Origin of the sequence: Paraburkholderia sp. RL17-347-BIC-D (genome assembly GCF_046027915.1) — a bacterium.
GTDB lineage: Bacteria > Pseudomonadota > Gammaproteobacteria > Burkholderiales > Burkholderiaceae > Paraburkholderia.
This window is the reverse complement of sequence record NZ_JARESS010000034.1, coordinates 18,775-34,051: the sequence shown is the minus strand read 5'-3', so window position 1 is coordinate 34,051 and position 15,277 is coordinate 18,775. Positions and strand designations below refer to the sequence as shown.

Below are 15,277 nucleotides of genomic sequence, written 5' to 3'. Positions count from 1 at the left end.
AGGTGGCGCGTCGAGCGACTCCGTCGCGTGTGTCATTCCACCCGATAAGAAAAATAGATTGGATTGCATAACTTTCGCAATCGTTGCCTGATCGATACCGTCATCGATGCCGCCGGTGCTGCGTGGAAATATCGTGTAAGCACTTTTGAATCACGGCATGTTCTCCCGTCATCGGGCCACTTCATGAGCGCTATCCTGCTTTCACCGCTATCGCAGTCCTTGATTGCATGGCAGCAGGCCGCGACACAGTCTCGCCGCGCCTGAGCCTGGTTATTTCCCTGAACAGAGGCCCGGTATGTCCACCCTGAACACCGTTTTCTCCCGCCCCCTTCAACGCCTCACGACGCCGTGCGCATTGCTGTCGATCGGCTTACTGGTCGCAGGCGCCACGCTTGCTATGGATGCGTCCGCGGCAAGCTTCAAGTGCACGAGCAAGGCGTCCGCGTCGGAAAAGATCGTCTGTAAAGATCCGGCACTGTCGGCACTCGACGACCGTCTCGCCGCGGCGTGGCAGCGCGCGAAAGACACCACGCTCGACACGGCCGCGCTTGAAGCCGCGCGCACGCATCAATGGCTGTGGCGCCAGCACAACTGTACCGATCAGGCTTGCGTGAAGAGCTGGTACGACCGCCGTATCGCTGAACTGGACGCCGACTACGAGCAAGCGAAGCAGGCGCGCCGCGAAGCGTTCGACGCGTCGCTGGCCGGGCAGAACCTCGCGCCTTCGGCGGCCGATGCGGTTCGGAAGATGAAGGGCGAGTCCGTTGCGAACGAGACGACTGCTAGTGCACAGTAGTTGCCGGCGGTGATGGCGCGTCGGTGGGCACGACGCCTCGGCGCGCTAGTTCACGTTGAAATGCACGCGGACGTCCTGCCGGCTTTCGACCGGACGGCCGCTCTGCAACGCCGGAAAGAAGCGCCATTCGCGAAGGGCTTCGAGGAGAAGTTGGTTGAGGCGTGGATTGGGAGTCGGCTTGAGCAGTTCGACATCGACCGAGCCATCGGCATGAATCACGAAGCGCGCGGTCGCGACGGTTTGATAGGCCTGCTCGCGTAGGTCGTCGGGCAACTCCGGTAACGGTTGCGCGATGGCGCGCGCGGTTGCATCACCGGCAGAGATGGCGGGTTGTGATGTGCTTTGTCTTTCCTCCGACGAGTTGGTTGAATGCACGGGGGACTCGGCGGGCGCGCTGGGTTCATTGGGAGCAGCGATCTGGGCTGCGTGCCTATCCGGCGTCGGCATCCGTGGAGCGGGTGCTTCAGTGTGTCTAGGCACGGCATGCGGGTGTGGCTCGACCGGCCGCAGTGGCTTGACCACAGGCGTTGGCTCGGTATGTATTGCCGGCGGTGGATCGAGTTCCACCACGCGCATCTCCAGCGGCTTGTCTGGTGCCGGCTCGGATGTCGTTGCGTCGAGCCAATGTCCGAGCGCGAACAGAAACACGAGCCAGAGCACGAGCGCGATGAAAATCGCCAGCCCGATCCGAAGCTTCGGCGAATCATCGACGGTGGTGGTCAGATGCATCGCGCTATTCACGATGCACGGCGATCAGAAAATGCGCCGCGCCGGCGCGGCGTGCGGCGAGCATGGCTTGCACGACCGTGCCGTGGCCCGCTGCGTCGTCGGCGGCAATGACGACATTTGCGTCGGGCTGCAACAGGCGCTTTATCGTCGGCTCGATCTGATCGGGACGCACGGGCAGATGGTTCACGAAGATCTCATTGCGGCGATCGACCGAAATGGTCAACGGTTCGTGCGCGTCCATCTGCTGCGCGCGGCCCGCGGGCAAGGTCAGCTTAACGGCATCGAGCCGCTGCATGGCGAGCGAAGCGAGCATGAACGTCGCCAGCAGAAAGAACATCACGTCGATCATCGGAATGATTTCGATGCGACCGCGCCCGGCCGCGCGCGAGCGTTTGAACTTCACGAGTGCGCTCCGGCAGCGGCAGCGGCAAGGCGGATTTCACCGAGCCGCGCATTCGCGAACGATTCGAGTTCATCCATCAGACGTTCAAGCCGCCGTGAAAAGTAGTTGAACGCGAAGAGTGCGAACAGCGCGACGACGAGACCGATCGCAGTCGCCACCAACGACTGTGCCACCCCGCCGGTGACGCCGGCCGGATCGACGAGCCCCGTGCCGCCGAACAACTGAAACGAATGCATCATGCCGACGATGGTGCCGAGCAGGCCCAGCAGCGGCGCGGCCGTGATGATCGTCTCCAGCACCCAGAAACCCTTGCTCATATCGCGCTCGATTTGCGAAGCGACCGACTGCGCATTGGCTTCGCGCAACCACAGCGGGATGGACGGGTCGGGCAGCCACGGTGCATTCATCCGCCTGAATGCGTTCTGATTCGCGGCGTGATTCAATCCGTTATCCAGATGAACGGTTGATCCAACCTTGTGAATATCGTGCGCGGCGTGAATGCCTGGCGGCAAGCGGCCAAAACGCAAAAATACATAGGCGCGATCGAGGACGATCGCAACCGCCAGAACAGCGAGTACCGTGAGCGGATAGATAACCCATCCGCCCACACGCACCGCCGCCAGAACATTCGTCCAATCCTGCATAACCGACCTCGTTGCCGTGTGACAGATTTAAAAATGCTTGGTGATACCGGCATAGACGGCGAAATGCGGGCCGTATTGCGGCGCGCCCACCCCGATGCCCGAGCCGTCGCGCAACTCATAGACCCGATTGAACGCATTGACGACCAGCAAGCGTGCATCGAACTTGCCGACGAGAGGCTGGTTGAAGTGCTGGATCACGCCGAGATTGATCTGCGCATAGACGGGTAGGCGATCGGTATTGGCAAAACCGCTTCTCAAGCCGCTGCCCACAAGGCCGTCGAAGGTGAACGTCGTTCTGCCGAGGTCGTACGTTCCGCCGAATGACGCGGTCACGCGCTGGTCGTGATCCAGATACACCCAATGGTCGTTGATGAAGGCGAGTTCGTCCGCTTCGAAATTGAATTGGGCGGAGTCGATCTGTTTGCCCTGCGCGCGGCTGTAGGCTAGGTTCAGATAGGCGGACACGTTGTCCTGCTTGTAGTTCGCGGTGAACTCGAGTCCGTACACGCGTCCGTATTGATAGTTGAACGGCGTGAAGATGAGGGCGGAGCCGAACTGTCCTTCGTCGAGCAGGTTGGTGGATTTCTTATAGTAAGCGTCGACGCCGACTGTCACGTTCGAACCGAGGCGCTGCGTGACGCCGAGATCGAAATAGTGGCTGCGTTCGGGTTGTACCTGATCGTTCTGGCTCGACGGACTCTGGTTTGTCGTGCCGTTGAAGCGGCTAATGGTCGAGCCCGACACCAGTTCGAACGCAGGCGGTGTGAAGTAGCGCGCGTAGCCGGCGTGAAAGGTGGTGGTCGGCGTCAGCGCATAGACGAGCCCAATGCGAGGACTCAACTGGCTCGCGCTGACGTACTCGTCCATCTTGTCGTAACGTAGCCCGTAGTTGAGTGTGAGCTTGTCGGTGATTTTCCATTCGTCCTGCACATAAGCGCTGTACAGGTAGCCGGTTTTGCTGCTCGAGTCGTGGATATTGAAGGGCTGGTCGGATAGCTGATTGCCGTCTGCGTCCGTTGCGAAGACGTTGACGCTGTCGTCGAATACCGCGTGCTCCTGTTGGAAGAACAGGCCGGCGCGAATCGTATGCTTGGCGTTGAGTCGCCACGTGGTGTCAACTTGCGCGCCATTGGCCGAGTTGCTATGAAAGTCCTGCGACGCTACGCCGTTGAACAGCAGGTCGCCCACCGGATCGGGATTGAATTGCGTTCGCGTATAGCGGGTAAATAGCGCGACCTGGTAGTCCAGTGCGCCGCCATTGGTGCCCTGAAGCGCCACCACGGCAAAATTGTTTAACTCCGATTGCGTTTCGTTCAACTGACTCGAATCGAACGTGCTGTTGCCGTTGAGCGTGAAATTGGTCGGCAGACCGGGCGTGTTCGGGATTTCGAACTGGTTGCTCGTGGTGCCGAACATCAGGCTCACCCGCGTGAGTGGATTGACGATGTACGACATATAACCGAACGCGTCGCCCTGACGGGTGTGGTCGTGAATGGCGTTCGCGCTTGCAGTGGGATTCTCGATGCCGAGGTTGTTGACGCCGAGCGAGCCGCTGAAGTAGTAGCTGAACGGACCTTGCGTGCCGAACACGTCGGCACTGGTCTTGAGGGTCTGGTGGCTGCCGCCGAATACGTCGATCGTGCCGCCATTGCCCGCATCGCCCGTCTTCGTGCGGATGTCCACGACACCGGCAGTGCGGTAGCCGTACTGTGCCGGCAACGCGCCGGTCAGCAGATTGACCTGGTCGATGATGCGCGTGTCGAGCGCCTGCCCAAAACCGCTGATCGGCTCGGGAATCATGATGCCGTTGATACGGTACTGCAGATTGGCGTGGTCTCCACGCACGTGCAATTGACCGTATGAATCGCTGGCCACGCCGGGCGCCTGAAGCAGCACCTGATTCAGTGGCGTGTCCTGGCCCGCGGGTAGCGCATCGATATCGGCCTGGCTGAAGCGGTACACGCTGCTACCGGTCTCCGGCAACAACCCATTGCGTGCTCTGTCCAGTCGCTTCGCGTTCACCTGAACGTCGAGTGTGCCGCTCTTCGCGAGACTGACACTGACGGTGCTTTCCGTGCCGGCGCTCGTGGTCGTGATGCTGTTGCCGCTCGCAAAGCCCGCTGCGGTGACGACGACCGCGTAGGTGCCCGGTGTCACGTGCGCGATGGCAAAGCGGCCTTCGGCGTTCGTTTTCGCCTCGCTGACAGCGGCGCCGCTTGCGTTCTGCACGATCACTGTGGCGTTGTCGACGGGTTGGCCGGTGGCATCTATGACTGCGCCGGTTACTGAACTTTCGTCGGTTGCGGCGTGGGCGCGGGCGGCCATTGCGAACAGCAGTAAGGCTGCAGAGGAGACGCGCGTGCGGTTTTTCATCGTTATGTATTCGAGTGTGTTGGCGACTGGGGGGATGCGTTTTTTCTGTCTTGGTCGACGGATTTCCTGGGGCTGAACGTGCGCGGCGCTGGATAGCGGTGCGGATCTCCTTTCAACTGCGGTAGTCTTTTGAAACGTCTCCGGAATGTTATATCATTACATTCATGGAAAACAATAACAAGTTGATGGCGCGTTGGTTTTGAGGCGCGGATGAGATGGCGAGCGTAATTCGCAGGCACGCGGCTGCCCGGTTTCGGACAGTCGTCGTCGTTCGGCGCGTCTTATCGGTTGTGCGTGTCGCGCGCCGGCTGAGGCGGCGGGAGGGCGGTTTTGATCGCGTGTCGAGCGGTTTTGTCGAGCCGACCAGGCAATTGTTGCCGTCGCAGACGACGTGGCTCATCCGGCTGCGACGAAGTTGCAGCCGTGGGCGCTAAAGTTCAGAGGATGGCTTGTTGCAGATGCTCGAGCATCGCCACGCTGAGAGCAGCATGGCGGGCAGAGAGGGATTGCTTGGCGAAATGAGGCTCTTCGAATCGCTGTGGATTGTCGATACGCCAGTTCAAGACTGCGCATGCTTTGCCGCGTCCTCGATGACAGCGGTCACTTCCTTCGGCCGCGATTCGTAGACCGAGTGGCTCGCGCCCGGGATCACCGTCGTATGGCTATGTGCGCGTGCGTAATACCAGCGTTCGAGATCGGGGTTGATGATCTTGTCGTTGGCCGCTACGATGCCCCAGCTCGGCTTGGTCGTCCACGCGGCGACTGTCATCGGCGCCGAGAAGACTTTTGCGGCCGTCAGGATTTGCGCGTGCGATTCGAACTGCGCTTGCTTGAGCGGCAAATCGGCAGCGAAATCCTTGGGGAAGTCCGCGGGATTCAGATAGGTGTATCCGTCGCTAGTCTTCATGATCGCGCCCGGCTGCTTTGACGTATAGCTCGGCATGCCCTTGCCAAGGTCGCTTTCATCTTCGCCGACTGCCGGTGCGTGCGCGGCCACGTACACCAGGCCCACCACGTTCGGGTTCACGCCGGCTTCGGTAATGACCGAACCGCCGTAGCTGTGAGCCACGAGAATCGTCGGACCGTTCTGCTGATCGAGCACGCGTTTGGTCGCGGCGACGTCGTCGTCGAGCGAGGTCAGCGGTTCCTGCACGATGGTGACGTGATAACCGTCTTTGGTCAGTCTGTCATAGACCGGTTTCCAGCCCGAGCCGTCCACCCATGCGCCGTGTACGAGAACGATGTTGTGGACCGGCGCATTCTGCGGTTTGGCATCTTGCGCCATCGCGGCAGTCGAGGCGAAAAGGGCGGCGGACAACGACAAGGCCGTCGCGACGAGAGACAAAACTTTCATGACAAACTCCGGTTTACAAGTGAGAGATTCTTCTTTGAATATATTTAGAATTTCTTGTGAAAAGTAGGAATCCTGTTGATATCGAAGGCGGAACAGGATTCCCGATACGTGTCATTCAGCTGCCGAAAAAGACGTTGCAGAAGCTGACGGGGCCGACGCAGCTGGAATCCGTCGACGCGTGCTTGTGCATGCCGGACGAAGAGCTGCCGTCCTGCGCCACGCCGCCGTACGACGACTGCGTCGTTTGCGGAGCGTTCTGCGCGGCGACCTTCGCTTCGGCGGCTTGAATGGCGGCGGGGTAATTAGCATCGTCCCCAAGCGAAGGGTTGTAGCCCGCCTGTTCGAGGCGCACCAGATCGGCACGCACTTCGGCGCGTGTGACGGGGGCATTCGATTGTGCGAAGCTCAGAACAGGAGCGGCCAACGTGCCGACGGCGAGAGCGAAACAAACAAGAGTTTTTTTCATGATAAAAATTCCTTCGTAAATGCGATGAGTTGGATGGCAACGATTGCCTGGAAAGCGTGCTGAATTAGCTGCCGAAGTACGGGGTGCAGAAACCTGCGGGGCCGACACACTGCTGCGTGTTCGTGTGCATATGTTCCTTCGCCGAGGCTTGGGTAGCGAAACCTGCCGAAGCGAGAACGATCAGCGAGAGAATGATGGAAAGTTTGCTTTTCATTTGGATACCTAACTAGTAAAAGATTGAAGATGCCTTGCGGATTAAGTGAAGCTACGTCTTTACTCGTCCACTGACATGACCCGCTCGCAACGAGAGCAGCGCGTACATGTCCGTTTCGTCACTACCGTGCAGCGTTCGTCGCTGTCATGTAGGGGCAAACACCTCGGGTTTCCGCTTATTCCAAATTTTTTCGCGATTGTGACGAAAAAATTGAGTCTTACATTTTCATGAACGTCCGGTGCGTCAACGGCGGACCTTTCTGTCATCCATCGAAAAAAGCTGCATCGCGCCAATCCTTGTCCAGTAAGGCTCCCAAACGTTTGCACTGTTAAGTCTGAGGATTACGTTTATTAAAGCTTTGCGTTTTGCATGTCGTTATCCAGTCCAATAATGTGGACCATCGGACACGCGCGAGCCTTCAGCACGGCTGGCGCTGGACGAGGAAATAGCTCTTCGGGGGAATCATCTTGAATCACCAACGATCGCCATGGTCGCGTACAGCGGCTCCGGGCGAAGTCATCTATTCCGAAGGCTTCGCGGGCGACGCCGTCGTCTACGTCATTGCGGATGGCAAAGTCGAAATCTCCACCCAATGCGACGAGAAGAAAGTGATCCTCGCGACACTAGGCAAAGGCGAGTTTTTCGGCGAGGCGGCTTTGTTGCCGCCCGAACCACGGGCACATACCGCGAAAGCGCTGAGCTTCTGCCAATTGACCGTCATCGCGGCCAACGTGGTGGAGGACGAACTCGAGCGCGTCTCGCCGTTGCTTCGCCATATCGTACGCACGCTGATCCGGCGAGTGAAAAAGAAGGACGACGTTCTCGCCACCAATACGCACGCTGATTTTCTGCCGGGCGTCGTGTCGTACGCGCATGTCCTTTCGTTGATGGCGGGCGGCGAGAACGCCGACAGACCGGACGGCCGCATGCGCCGAGCGCAAGGCGAGGAATTCTCGGTACCACTGCCCGACGTGATCAGGAAGTGCCATGCGATTGCCGGTCATTCGCGTCCGCATGTGATGGCTATGCTCAAACGGATGGAGAAACTCAATCTCGTTTCGCTCGAACCGGGCCGCTCCGATCGCTCGAGCAACACGTCGGCGCGCTATTCCGCGCAGGACGGCGCGACGAGCCGGCAACTGGTCACGTTCGATCCGCTTCGAATCACCGAGCGTGCGCAACAGGTGGCGGACCACGATCTCGATCTCTCCATCAGCAGCGAGTTGGAACTGATCGAACTGGACGACCTGGAAGCCTTGATCGGCGTCGAGAAGAAGGTGATTCTCAACAAGCTGTCCCACGCTGAAATCGCGGAAGACATCTTCGCTTTTCGCAAGACCAAGGTGCTGAACTATGTCGAAGAAAAGGGCATCAGCTATTTCTCGCGCCGCAATACTCGTGGTCTGAGCGAACTGAAGTCGCTCGACGATCTGGAGTTTGTCGACCAACGAACCTTGTTCGAAGCGGTGAGCGCATTCGACACATACGACCTCGCGAAACTGCTTTCCGCCGTGACGGGCCAGCCGATCGCCGAGCGCCTGCTCTCGGTGATGACCGAGGCGAGAAAGAAAGAAGTCTCGTGGGTCATGCGTCGTGAGATCAAGATCGATCCGCTCGAAATTGCCGAGATCGAAGAACGCTTTCTCGAGACCGTGCGGGCGATCAAAGCTCCGGCTGCCGCGCCTGCGCCGCTGTCCAAGCTGGATGCCTGACGCGCAACACGCAAACGGCACGCACTGTCGACTTCGAGCTTCGAAGGCGCGGGCGGCCATTCGAGAGGACGTATGGATCTTTTGACGCTATTTGGCGCGGTGTTCGGCGTGACGGCGATCGTCGCGGGCTTTTCACTCGAGGGCGGGCACTTCACTTCGCTGTTTCAGTTGGAGGCATTCGTCATCGTTCTGGGCGGCACCTTCGGTGCGGTGATGATTCAGAACACCTGGGCGAGGTTTTACGACGGCATCAAGCAACTGCGCCTGGCTTTTGTGAAGGCGCGGCAGGTCGATCGCGAGAGCCTGTCCGTCCTGCTCGAATGGGGCGATCAGGCGAAGCTGAACGGCATGCTGGTGTTCGAGTCGATCGAGGCGGGGGGCATCAATCCATTTGCCAAACGAGGTTTGGAACTGCTGGCAAACGGTGTTTCGACGGCTGTGCTCGAAGACGCCTTGCAACGGGAACTGGGTGCATACGAGCGCAATTACATGGCGGCCGCACGGATCTGGCAACAGGCGGGCGGTTACGCGCCGACGTTCGGCATTCTGGGCGCCGTGCTTGGTCTGATTCAGGTGACCGGCCATATGCTCGAGCCCGCGCAACTCGGGCAAGGTATCGCGGTGGCTTTCGTCGCGACGCTATATGGGCTTGCTCTCGCTAATCTGGTCTTTCTGCCGTTGTACGGAAAGATCAGGGCGCAGGTGGATAGTGAATTGCGCTTCCGGCGTTTATATCTCGACGGCTTGCTCGCGATCTCGCGCAAGGAGTCGCCTCACACCATCGAGACGCGGCTCGCGGGTGACGTGCGGGAAAGATCGGCCGAGTTGCTGGGCTAGCCGGGTCCGGCTCGCGCATATGACGAGCGAGCCGGAACCCATCACACGTAATTTCGGACGCGGGCTTTTCGGGTATGAACACCTCCTCGGGTAACAAGCGCCTCACGGCGGATAAGACCGGCTATGACGCCGCCGACGAAGGCGAGGAGCAGTCGGGGCGCTGGCTGATCTCCTACGCCGATCTCATCACGACGCTGATGGTGTTGTTCCTCGCGCTCTATGTGCTGCAGTTGGCAAAGACGAGGGAACTCGAAATCAACGCGCTGGAGCGCCATGCGGTGACAGAGGCGACGTCCGCTACGCCGGATGCCTCGAAGAAGCGGCTTCTTTCTCTGTTGGAGCCACTTCAGGACAATCGCCAGATTACGATTACGAACGCGGCTCACGGCGTGGAAATCGCCATCAACGCAAAGGTTCTGTTCAATTCGGGCGACGCGCGTTTATTGCCGGAATCGTTCGGCGTGTTGAATCAGATTGCCGGCGTGCTGCGTGACAAGTCGAAGAACAACATTCTCGTGGAAGGACATACGGACAACGCGCCGATCTCGACGGCGAAATACGAGTCTAATTGGGAGCTGTCTTCCGCACGAGCCGGCGCGGTGGTTCGCTTCTTCGCGGACAAAGGCATCGAAGCGCACAGAATGGCCGCGATCGGGCGGGCCGACAATTTCCCCTTGATCATCGGCGATGACGCGGTGGCGCGCGCCGCGAATCGTCGTGTGACTATTCTCGTCGAGTACTGAATTGCCGCGGGTGGAGAATAGGCTAACGCACGACCCGCAGCATCCAGGTACCCATTCGCGCTAGAGTATCGACAGCGGCCCCGCCGCGATTCCACGCATTCCGCCGAACCCGCGAATTGTCGAGATCCTCTATGCCCCTCAACACTCTGCCTGATCCGCTCGGCGCCGCCTGCAATTCATTGGGCAGCTTCCTGCGCGATCGCCGCTCGCGTTTGCAACCGGGGCCGGACGCGCCGAGCCGGCGTCGTACGCCGGGTTTGCGGCGCGAAGAAGTGGCGGCGCGGGCGAACGTCAGCGTCGCGTGGTACACGTGGCTGGAGCAGGGGCGTGGCGGCCTACCGTCGAACGAGGTGCTGGAGCGGCTCGTCCGTGCACTGGAACTCGACGCGGCGGGCCGCGAGATGCTGTTCCTGTTGGCCCAGCAACGGCCGCTGCCGCTCAGCCCGTTTGCGCCGCCGCAAGTCACGCCTGCCTTGCAGCGCGTACTGGACGGCATGCCCGGCAGTCCCGCCATCGTGAAGACGCCGACGTGGGATGTCGTGGCCTGGAACGCGGCCGCGGTCGCGGTGCTCGGCGACTACGCGGCTGTGCCGGCGCGCGAGCGCAATGTGCTAAGGCGTCTGTTCGGAGACCCGGCAGTGCGAGAAAGCCAGCCGGATTGGGAGGAAAGCGCGCGTGCCGCACTCGCCGTTTTTCGCATCGATATCGCGCGCATCGGCGGGTCGGCGCAAGCCGCGGCGCTTGCGGCCGAATTGCAGGCGAGCAGCGCGGACTTTCGCCGCCTGTGGGCGGAGAACGACGTGCGCAGTCATTGGATTGGAACAAAACGTCTGCGCCACTCGCAGGCCGGGCCGATCACGCTCGAGTATTCGGCCTTCGCGGTGGATGGTGGAGACGGCTTGAGCATGGTCGTGTTTTCGCCGGCCTCGGCGGCCGATCTGCGCGCCGTGCAAGCGCTCATCGCGCGAACCACTCAAGCCGCGTGACGAACGCGGTTCAGTTCAAAGCCGCTTCAAGACGTCTTCGCAGGCATGAATTTGAACGAAGGCGTCGGCACGAAAGTACCTGATACGTCGCCGGAATAAAGTTGACCCGCGTCGATCGTCAGCTTCATCACGAGCGCCGGGCACCCGACATCACGCGGAGCGCCCGGAGCACTCCTCGCGACGTCAACGCCAAACCGCCACTCAGCTACCCATATAAAGCGAACGATTCAGGTTGGCGAGTTGACCATCCTTCTCCGCTTGCACGAGTTCCTGACGGACCTGTGCGCGCGTTTTCCCGGCAACGCTGGCCGTGCTCGCGGACCATTGCGGCTGCGCAGCCTGAGCGATCTGCGAAGAATCCACAGTGCCGGTCGAGGGCGTCGGTACCGCAGCGTGAGCAACACTTCCGATCACGCTGGCAGCAAGAGTCAAAGCAATCATGGAAACTTTCATATCGTTCTCCTTGAACGGTTGGATAAGAGACGTCCGCGGATCAGAAAGCACGAGCAGAGGTCGACCTGGACTTGCTGCGATGCGATTCTTCTCAGAGAAGCGGCGTTGATGTATTGAACCGCGCGGGTGTATCGGGCATGTGTCGAGAAAGCGGCGAATTGCAATGTTGTGTATCGCCGGAAACCGCGGATACATTCCGATACGAACCCGCGTTTATCCTTGCTGCGCGAGCAGGGCTTGAATCTTCGCTTCCGTCTTCGCATAGTCGCCTTCGCCGAAATGCGTGTAGACGATCCGGCCTTGCTTGTCGAGCAGGTAGAAAGCCGGCCAGTACTGATTGTTGTACGCGTTCCAGGTCGCATAGCGATTGTCCTGGGCGACCGGATAAGTGATGCCGAAGCGCTTGATGGCCGTCTTCACGTTGTCGGTGTCGCGCTCGAACGGATACTCGGGCGTGTGCACGCCGATAACCGTCAGCCCCTGGTCCTTGTATTTCTGATTCCAGCTTTTCACGTAGGGCAGCGTGTTGATGCAGTTGCCGCAGGTGTAGGTCCAGAAATCGATTAGCACCACCTTGCCGCGCAGTTGCTGCAACGTCAGCGGATCGCTGTTGAGCCATTGCGAAATGCCGGCGAATTCGGGGGCCGGGGCGTTGGCTGCGAGGGCGGGCGCGCTCGGTTCGGGCGACCCCGCGAAGGCGGCAATACCGCTCGCGGCTGCGGCGGCGATCACAGTTGCGACGGCGAATGTTTTGATCTTGGATGCGGAGAGCATGTCAGTGTCCTTTCAGGATGAGGCTAAAAACGGCAGTTCGCGTATCAGCCGCGAATGACTGTATTGAAGCGTCCGCAGGTATCTGGCATGTGTCGTTCAGACCTCTTGGGTGCAATGTTGTGTATCTGTACGGGGTCCAGATACACTGCGACACAATTCGCCGTGCGAGCCAGGCTATAAAGCAGGCATTGCCAATCACGGAGAGCACCATGAGCGCCGACTTGCTGCAAGGGGCCTGCCACTGCGGGGCCGTCAAATTCGAAGTGCGTACCCCGATCGTCCCGGCCGGGCGCTGCAACTGCAGCCTGTGCCGCCGCAAGGGCGCTTTGATGACGCCGCTGTTCCCGGCAAGCCAGTTGAAGATCCTGAGCGGCGAAGATTTACTGACGCTCTATCAGTTCAACACGCGGGTGGCCCGGCACTATTTTTGCAAACACTGCGGTGTCTATCCGTTTCATCAGACGCGTAAAGACCCGCAGCAGTGGCGAGTCAACATCGGTTGCCTGGAAGGCGTCGATCCGTATAGTCTGGAAGCGGGAGTCGCGGACGGCGCGAGCCTCTCCGTGCTGGAGGACGCATGAAACGCCTGCTGGCTATCGTCGTCTTCGTGACGGGCGGCCTTGCCGCCGAACTGGCGCATCCGGTGCAGTGTTCATTGATGTATGCGAGCCGGGTGCAGTTGAAACGCCAAAAGAGATGATGCATTGATGGAAACCATCGATCACGTACTGATTGTCGACGACGACCGCGGCATCCGCGAATTGCTGGCCGGTTATCTCGAGAAGAACGGCATGCGCGTGTCGCTCGCGGCGAATGGGCGCCAGATGCGCGCGGCGCTGGAGCAGGGCGCGCCCGATCTGATCGTGCTGGATCTGATGATGCCCGGCGAGGACGGCCTGGTGCTATGCCGCGAACTGCGAGCCGGCAAATTCCGTTCGGTGCCGGTGTTGATGCTGACGGCGCGCAACGAGGAAGCCGATCGTATCGTCGGCCTGGAGATGGGCGCGGATGACTACCTGCCCAAGCCCTTCGCCGTGCGTGAATTGCTCGCGCGCATTCGCGCCGTGCTGCGCCGCGCCCGCATGCTGCCGCCCGGCATGCAGGTGACGGAATCGGCGCCCATGCTGGCCTTCGGCGACTGGCGCCTCGACACCACCGCGCGGCATCTGCTCGACGCCGAAGGCACCATGGTGGCGCTAAGCGGCGCCGAGTATCGCTTGCTGCGCGTGTTTCTCGACAATCCGCAGCGGGTACTGACGCGCGATCAACTCCTCAACCTCACGCAGGGCCGTCAGGCCGACCAGTTCGACCGTTCGATCGATCTGATGGTGAGCCGTCTGCGTCAACGGTTGCGCGACGTTGCGCGCGAGCCGCGCTACATCAAGACGCTACGCAGCGAGGGGTATGTCTTTTCCGCGGCGGTGACTGCCATCGAGGATCCGCAATGAACCGCTGGTCCTGGCTGCACTGGCCGCGCACGCTGTTCGCGCGGCTTGCGCTGATTCTTTTCGTCGGCCTCGCGCTGGCGCAGACCTTGTCGTTCTGGCTCACGCTGACCGAGCGCGACCAGACCATGACCAACGTGATGATGGGTTACATCGAGCGCGAAGTGAGCAGCTCGGTGGCGCTGCTCGATCATCTGCCGCCGAACGAACGCGCGCAGTGGCTGCCGCGGCTCGCGCGGCGCAGCTACGAGTTCATTCTGGGGCCGGGCATTGCCGGCAGCCCGATCGATGCGCATCTGTCCGAGCGTGTGGCGCAATCCATCGCGGACGGCATCGGCAGGCACTATCCGCTGACGGTGAATGCCGTCCCCGGCGACAAGGAGCGCCTGCAGGTTCATCTGCAACTGAGCGACGGCACGCCGCTGACGATCGATATGCGCCCCATGTCGGGCGCGCCGCTGTCGCGCTGGCTGCCGCTCGTGCTCGCGTTGCAACTGGCGGTGCTGGTCGCGTGCTGCTGGCTGGCGGTGCGGCTCGCCACGCGCCCGTTGCATCAGCTGGCGCTCGCCGCGGATACGCTCGGCCCCGACCTGAAGGCGGCGCGCCTGCCGGAGGACGGGCCGTCGGAAGTGTCGCGCGCCGCGCGCGCCTTCAACGCGATGCAGGACCGCATTGCCACCTACATGACCGAACGCATGCAGATTCTGGCGGCGATTTCGCACGATCTGCAAACGCCGATCACGCGCATGCGCCTGCGCGTCGACGTGATGGACGACGACGCGCAGGGCGCGAAGCTGCGCCAGGATCTGCAGGAAATGGAAAGCCTGGTGAAGGAGGGCGTGACGTACGCGCGCACGCTGCACGGCGCGACGGAAGTGCCTTGCCGCGTCGATCCCGACGCGCTGCTCGACAGTCTCGTCTGCGACTATGTGGACGCCGGCCAGGCGGTCAGCCTGGAAGGGCGGCTCGGCGATTCGCTGGTGACGCGTCCGCAGGCATTGCGCCGCATACTCGGCAACCTGGTGGACAACGCGCTGAAGTTCAGCGGCGCGGCTGAGATCACGGCGGCCACTTTGCCCAGCGGAGAAACAGCGATCGCCGTGCTCGACCGCGGCCCCGGCATACCGGCTGAGTCGCTTGAAGCGGTGTTCGAGCCGTTCTACCGGCTCGAAGCATCACGCAATCGCGATACGGGTGGCACGGGGCTGGGCCTCGCCATCGCGCGGCAACTTGCGATGGCGATGGATGCGACACTCACGCTGCACAACCGTCCCGGCGGCGGCCTGGACGCGCGCTTGACGCTGAGGAATCTGCGCAAGGCGTAGTTGCGCTTGTCGCTGGCCGCCAG

General features: G+C 60.9%; 19 protein-coding genes. 9 read left to right on the top strand and 10 right to left on the bottom strand.

The features are described 5' to 3' along the window. The first annotated feature begins 295 nt into the window (after nucleotides 1-295). Nucleotides 296-796, top strand: coding sequence for a lysozyme inhibitor LprI family protein (locus P0D96_RS33210; RefSeq protein ID WP_408317822.1), 501 nt, complete (start codon nucleotides 296-298; stop codon nucleotides 794-796). 45 nt (nucleotides 797-841) lie between these two features. Here P0D96_RS33210 and P0D96_RS33205 read toward each other — a convergent pair whose 3' ends face one another. From P0D96_RS33205 to P0D96_RS33170, 8 genes are all read right to left on the bottom strand, one after another. Then, nucleotides 842-1,525, bottom strand: coding sequence for an energy transducer TonB (locus tag P0D96_RS33205; RefSeq protein WP_408317820.1), 684 nt, complete (start codon nucleotides 1,523-1,525; stop codon nucleotides 842-844). Nucleotides 1,526-1,529: 4 nt separating this feature from the next. Next, the gene (locus P0D96_RS33200) at nucleotides 1,530-1,928 is read right to left on the bottom strand and encodes an ExbD/TolR family protein (RefSeq protein ID WP_408317818.1); all 399 of its coding nucleotides are present in this window, start codon (nucleotides 1,926-1,928) and stop codon (nucleotides 1,530-1,532) included. Beyond that, on the bottom strand, nucleotides 1,925-2,572 hold the full coding sequence (locus tag P0D96_RS33195; RefSeq protein WP_408317816.1) for a MotA/TolQ/ExbB proton channel family protein: 648 nt from the start codon (nucleotides 2,570-2,572) through the stop codon (nucleotides 1,925-1,927). The genes P0D96_RS33200 and P0D96_RS33195 overlap by 4 nt, the downstream gene beginning before the upstream one ends. Before the next feature lie 27 nt (nucleotides 2,573-2,599). Further along, nucleotides 2,600-4,945: a TonB-dependent receptor gene (locus tag P0D96_RS33190; protein ID WP_408317814.1), complete on the bottom strand. Its 2,346-nt coding sequence runs from the start codon at nucleotides 4,943-4,945 to the stop codon at nucleotides 2,600-2,602. Nucleotides 4,946-5,382: 437 nt separating this feature from the next. Continuing rightward, a complete protein-coding gene (locus tag P0D96_RS33185) occupies nucleotides 5,383-5,508 on the bottom strand; it encodes a hypothetical protein (RefSeq protein ID WP_408174879.1) in 126 nt (41 codons plus the stop codon). Continuing rightward, entirely contained in the window at nucleotides 5,505-6,299 is a 795-nt protein-coding gene (locus P0D96_RS33180; RefSeq protein ID WP_408317812.1) for an alpha/beta hydrolase, read from the bottom strand. The genes P0D96_RS33185 and P0D96_RS33180 overlap by 4 nt, the downstream gene beginning before the upstream one ends. A gap of 115 nt (nucleotides 6,300-6,414) precedes the next feature. After that, nucleotides 6,415-6,765, bottom strand: coding sequence for a DUF4148 domain-containing protein (locus P0D96_RS33175; protein WP_408317810.1), 351 nt, complete (start codon nucleotides 6,763-6,765; stop codon nucleotides 6,415-6,417). Nucleotides 6,766-6,829: 64 nt separating this feature from the next. Beyond that, nucleotides 6,830-6,979: a hypothetical protein gene (locus P0D96_RS33170; protein ID WP_165923924.1), complete on the bottom strand. Its 150-nt coding sequence runs from the start codon at nucleotides 6,977-6,979 to the stop codon at nucleotides 6,830-6,832. Nucleotides 6,980-7,446: 467 nt separating this feature from the next. Here P0D96_RS33170 and P0D96_RS33165 point away from each other — a divergent pair, with 467 nt between their 5' ends. From P0D96_RS33165 to P0D96_RS33150, 4 genes are all read left to right on the top strand, one after another. Continuing rightward, nucleotides 7,447-8,691 carry a Crp/Fnr family transcriptional regulator gene (locus P0D96_RS33165; protein ID WP_408174877.1) on the top strand — a complete coding sequence of 415 codons (1,245 nt, stop codon included), beginning with the start codon at nucleotides 7,447-7,449 and terminating at the stop codon, nucleotides 8,689-8,691. A gap of 72 nt (nucleotides 8,692-8,763) precedes the next feature. Beyond that, a complete protein-coding gene (locus tag P0D96_RS33160; RefSeq protein WP_408174875.1) occupies nucleotides 8,764-9,528 on the top strand; it encodes a flagellar motor protein in 765 nt (254 codons plus the stop codon). A gap of 74 nt (nucleotides 9,529-9,602) precedes the next feature. Beyond that, nucleotides 9,603-10,271 (top strand): OmpA family protein, encoded by a 669-nt coding sequence (locus tag P0D96_RS33155; RefSeq protein WP_408174874.1) that lies wholly within the window; start codon nucleotides 9,603-9,605, stop codon nucleotides 10,269-10,271. Between the two features lie 131 nt (nucleotides 10,272-10,402). Beyond that, nucleotides 10,403-11,257: a helix-turn-helix transcriptional regulator gene (locus tag P0D96_RS33150; RefSeq protein ID WP_408174872.1), complete on the top strand. Its 855-nt coding sequence runs from the start codon at nucleotides 10,403-10,405 to the stop codon at nucleotides 11,255-11,257. A gap of 201 nt (nucleotides 11,258-11,458) precedes the next feature. On the opposite strand, the gene P0D96_RS33145 is transcribed toward P0D96_RS33150, so the two are convergent. Continuing rightward, nucleotides 11,459-11,710 (bottom strand): DUF4148 domain-containing protein, encoded by a 252-nt coding sequence (locus P0D96_RS33145; RefSeq protein WP_132377646.1) that lies wholly within the window; start codon nucleotides 11,708-11,710, stop codon nucleotides 11,459-11,461. Between the two features lie 213 nt (nucleotides 11,711-11,923). Further along, nucleotides 11,924-12,484, bottom strand: coding sequence for a thioredoxin family protein (locus tag P0D96_RS33140; RefSeq protein ID WP_408317806.1), 561 nt, complete (start codon nucleotides 12,482-12,484; stop codon nucleotides 11,924-11,926). A gap of 209 nt (nucleotides 12,485-12,693) precedes the next feature. Here P0D96_RS33140 and P0D96_RS33135 point away from each other — a divergent pair, with 209 nt between their 5' ends. Genes P0D96_RS33135 through P0D96_RS33120 form a run of 4 tightly spaced genes read left to right on the top strand, consistent with a single transcriptional unit; the run spans nucleotide 12,694 to nucleotide 15,254 of the window. Beyond that, nucleotides 12,694-13,065 (top strand): GFA family protein, encoded by a 372-nt coding sequence (locus tag P0D96_RS33135; protein ID WP_408281412.1) that lies wholly within the window; start codon nucleotides 12,694-12,696, stop codon nucleotides 13,063-13,065. Beyond that, nucleotides 13,062-13,184: a hypothetical protein gene (locus P0D96_RS33130; protein WP_279388619.1), complete on the top strand. Its 123-nt coding sequence runs from the start codon at nucleotides 13,062-13,064 to the stop codon at nucleotides 13,182-13,184. The genes P0D96_RS33135 and P0D96_RS33130 overlap by 4 nt, the downstream gene beginning before the upstream one ends. A 7-nt stretch (nucleotides 13,185-13,191) precedes the next feature. Further along, nucleotides 13,192-13,932, top strand: coding sequence for a response regulator (locus P0D96_RS33125; RefSeq protein ID WP_132377643.1), 741 nt, complete (start codon nucleotides 13,192-13,194; stop codon nucleotides 13,930-13,932). Then, on the top strand, nucleotides 13,929-15,254 hold the full coding sequence (locus tag P0D96_RS33120; RefSeq protein ID WP_408174868.1) for a sensor histidine kinase: 1,326 nt from the start codon (nucleotides 13,929-13,931) through the stop codon (nucleotides 15,252-15,254). Before P0D96_RS33125 ends, P0D96_RS33120 begins: the two co-directional genes overlap by 4 nt. Nucleotides 15,255-15,277 lie beyond the last annotated feature (23 nt).

What these genes read in the sequence shown, in the direction of transcription:
- P0D96_RS33180 (WP_408317812.1), bottom strand. Translation starts at nt 6,299, where the DNA reads ATGAAAGTTTTGTCTCTCGTCGCGACGGCCTTGTCGTTGTCCGCCGCC.
- P0D96_RS33130 (WP_279388619.1), top strand. Translation starts at nt 13,062, where the DNA reads ATGAAACGCCTGCTGGCTATCGTCGTCTTCGTGACGGGCGGCCTTGCC.
- P0D96_RS33145 (WP_132377646.1), bottom strand. Translation starts at nt 11,710, where the DNA reads ATGAAAGTTTCCATGATTGCTTTGACTCTTGCTGCCAGCGTGATCGGA.
- P0D96_RS33175 (WP_408317810.1), bottom strand. Translation starts at nt 6,765, where the DNA reads ATGAAAAAAACTCTTGTTTGTTTCGCTCTCGCCGTCGGCACGTTGGCC.
- P0D96_RS33170 (WP_165923924.1), bottom strand. Translation starts at nt 6,979, where the DNA reads ATGAAAAGCAAACTTTCCATCATTCTCTCGCTGATCGTTCTCGCTTCG.
- P0D96_RS33120 (WP_408174868.1), top strand. Translation starts at nt 13,929, where the DNA reads ATGAACCGCTGGTCCTGGCTGCACTGGCCGCGCACGCTGTTCGCGCGG.
- P0D96_RS33210 (WP_408317822.1), top strand. Translation starts at nt 296, where the DNA reads ATGTCCACCCTGAACACCGTTTTCTCCCGCCCCCTTCAACGCCTCACG.
- P0D96_RS33205 (WP_408317820.1), bottom strand. Translation starts at nt 1,525, where the DNA reads ATGCATCTGACCACCACCGTCGATGATTCGCCGAAGCTTCGGATCGGG.
- P0D96_RS33140 (WP_408317806.1), bottom strand. Translation starts at nt 12,484, where the DNA reads ATGCTCTCCGCATCCAAGATCAAAACATTCGCCGTCGCAACTGTGATC.
- P0D96_RS33150 (WP_408174872.1), top strand. Translation starts at nt 10,403, where the DNA reads ATGCCCCTCAACACTCTGCCTGATCCGCTCGGCGCCGCCTGCAATTCA.
- P0D96_RS33190 (WP_408317814.1), bottom strand. Translation starts at nt 4,945, where the DNA reads ATGAAAAACCGCACGCGCGTCTCCTCTGCAGCCTTACTGCTGTTCGCA.
- P0D96_RS33135 (WP_408281412.1), top strand. Translation starts at nt 12,694, where the DNA reads ATGAGCGCCGACTTGCTGCAAGGGGCCTGCCACTGCGGGGCCGTCAAA.
- P0D96_RS33195 (WP_408317816.1), bottom strand. Translation starts at nt 2,572, where the DNA reads ATGCAGGATTGGACGAATGTTCTGGCGGCGGTGCGTGTGGGCGGATGG.
- P0D96_RS33160 (WP_408174875.1), top strand. Translation starts at nt 8,764, where the DNA reads ATGGATCTTTTGACGCTATTTGGCGCGGTGTTCGGCGTGACGGCGATC.
- P0D96_RS33155 (WP_408174874.1), top strand. Translation starts at nt 9,603, where the DNA reads ATGAACACCTCCTCGGGTAACAAGCGCCTCACGGCGGATAAGACCGGC.
- P0D96_RS33125 (WP_132377643.1), top strand. Translation starts at nt 13,192, where the DNA reads ATGGAAACCATCGATCACGTACTGATTGTCGACGACGACCGCGGCATC.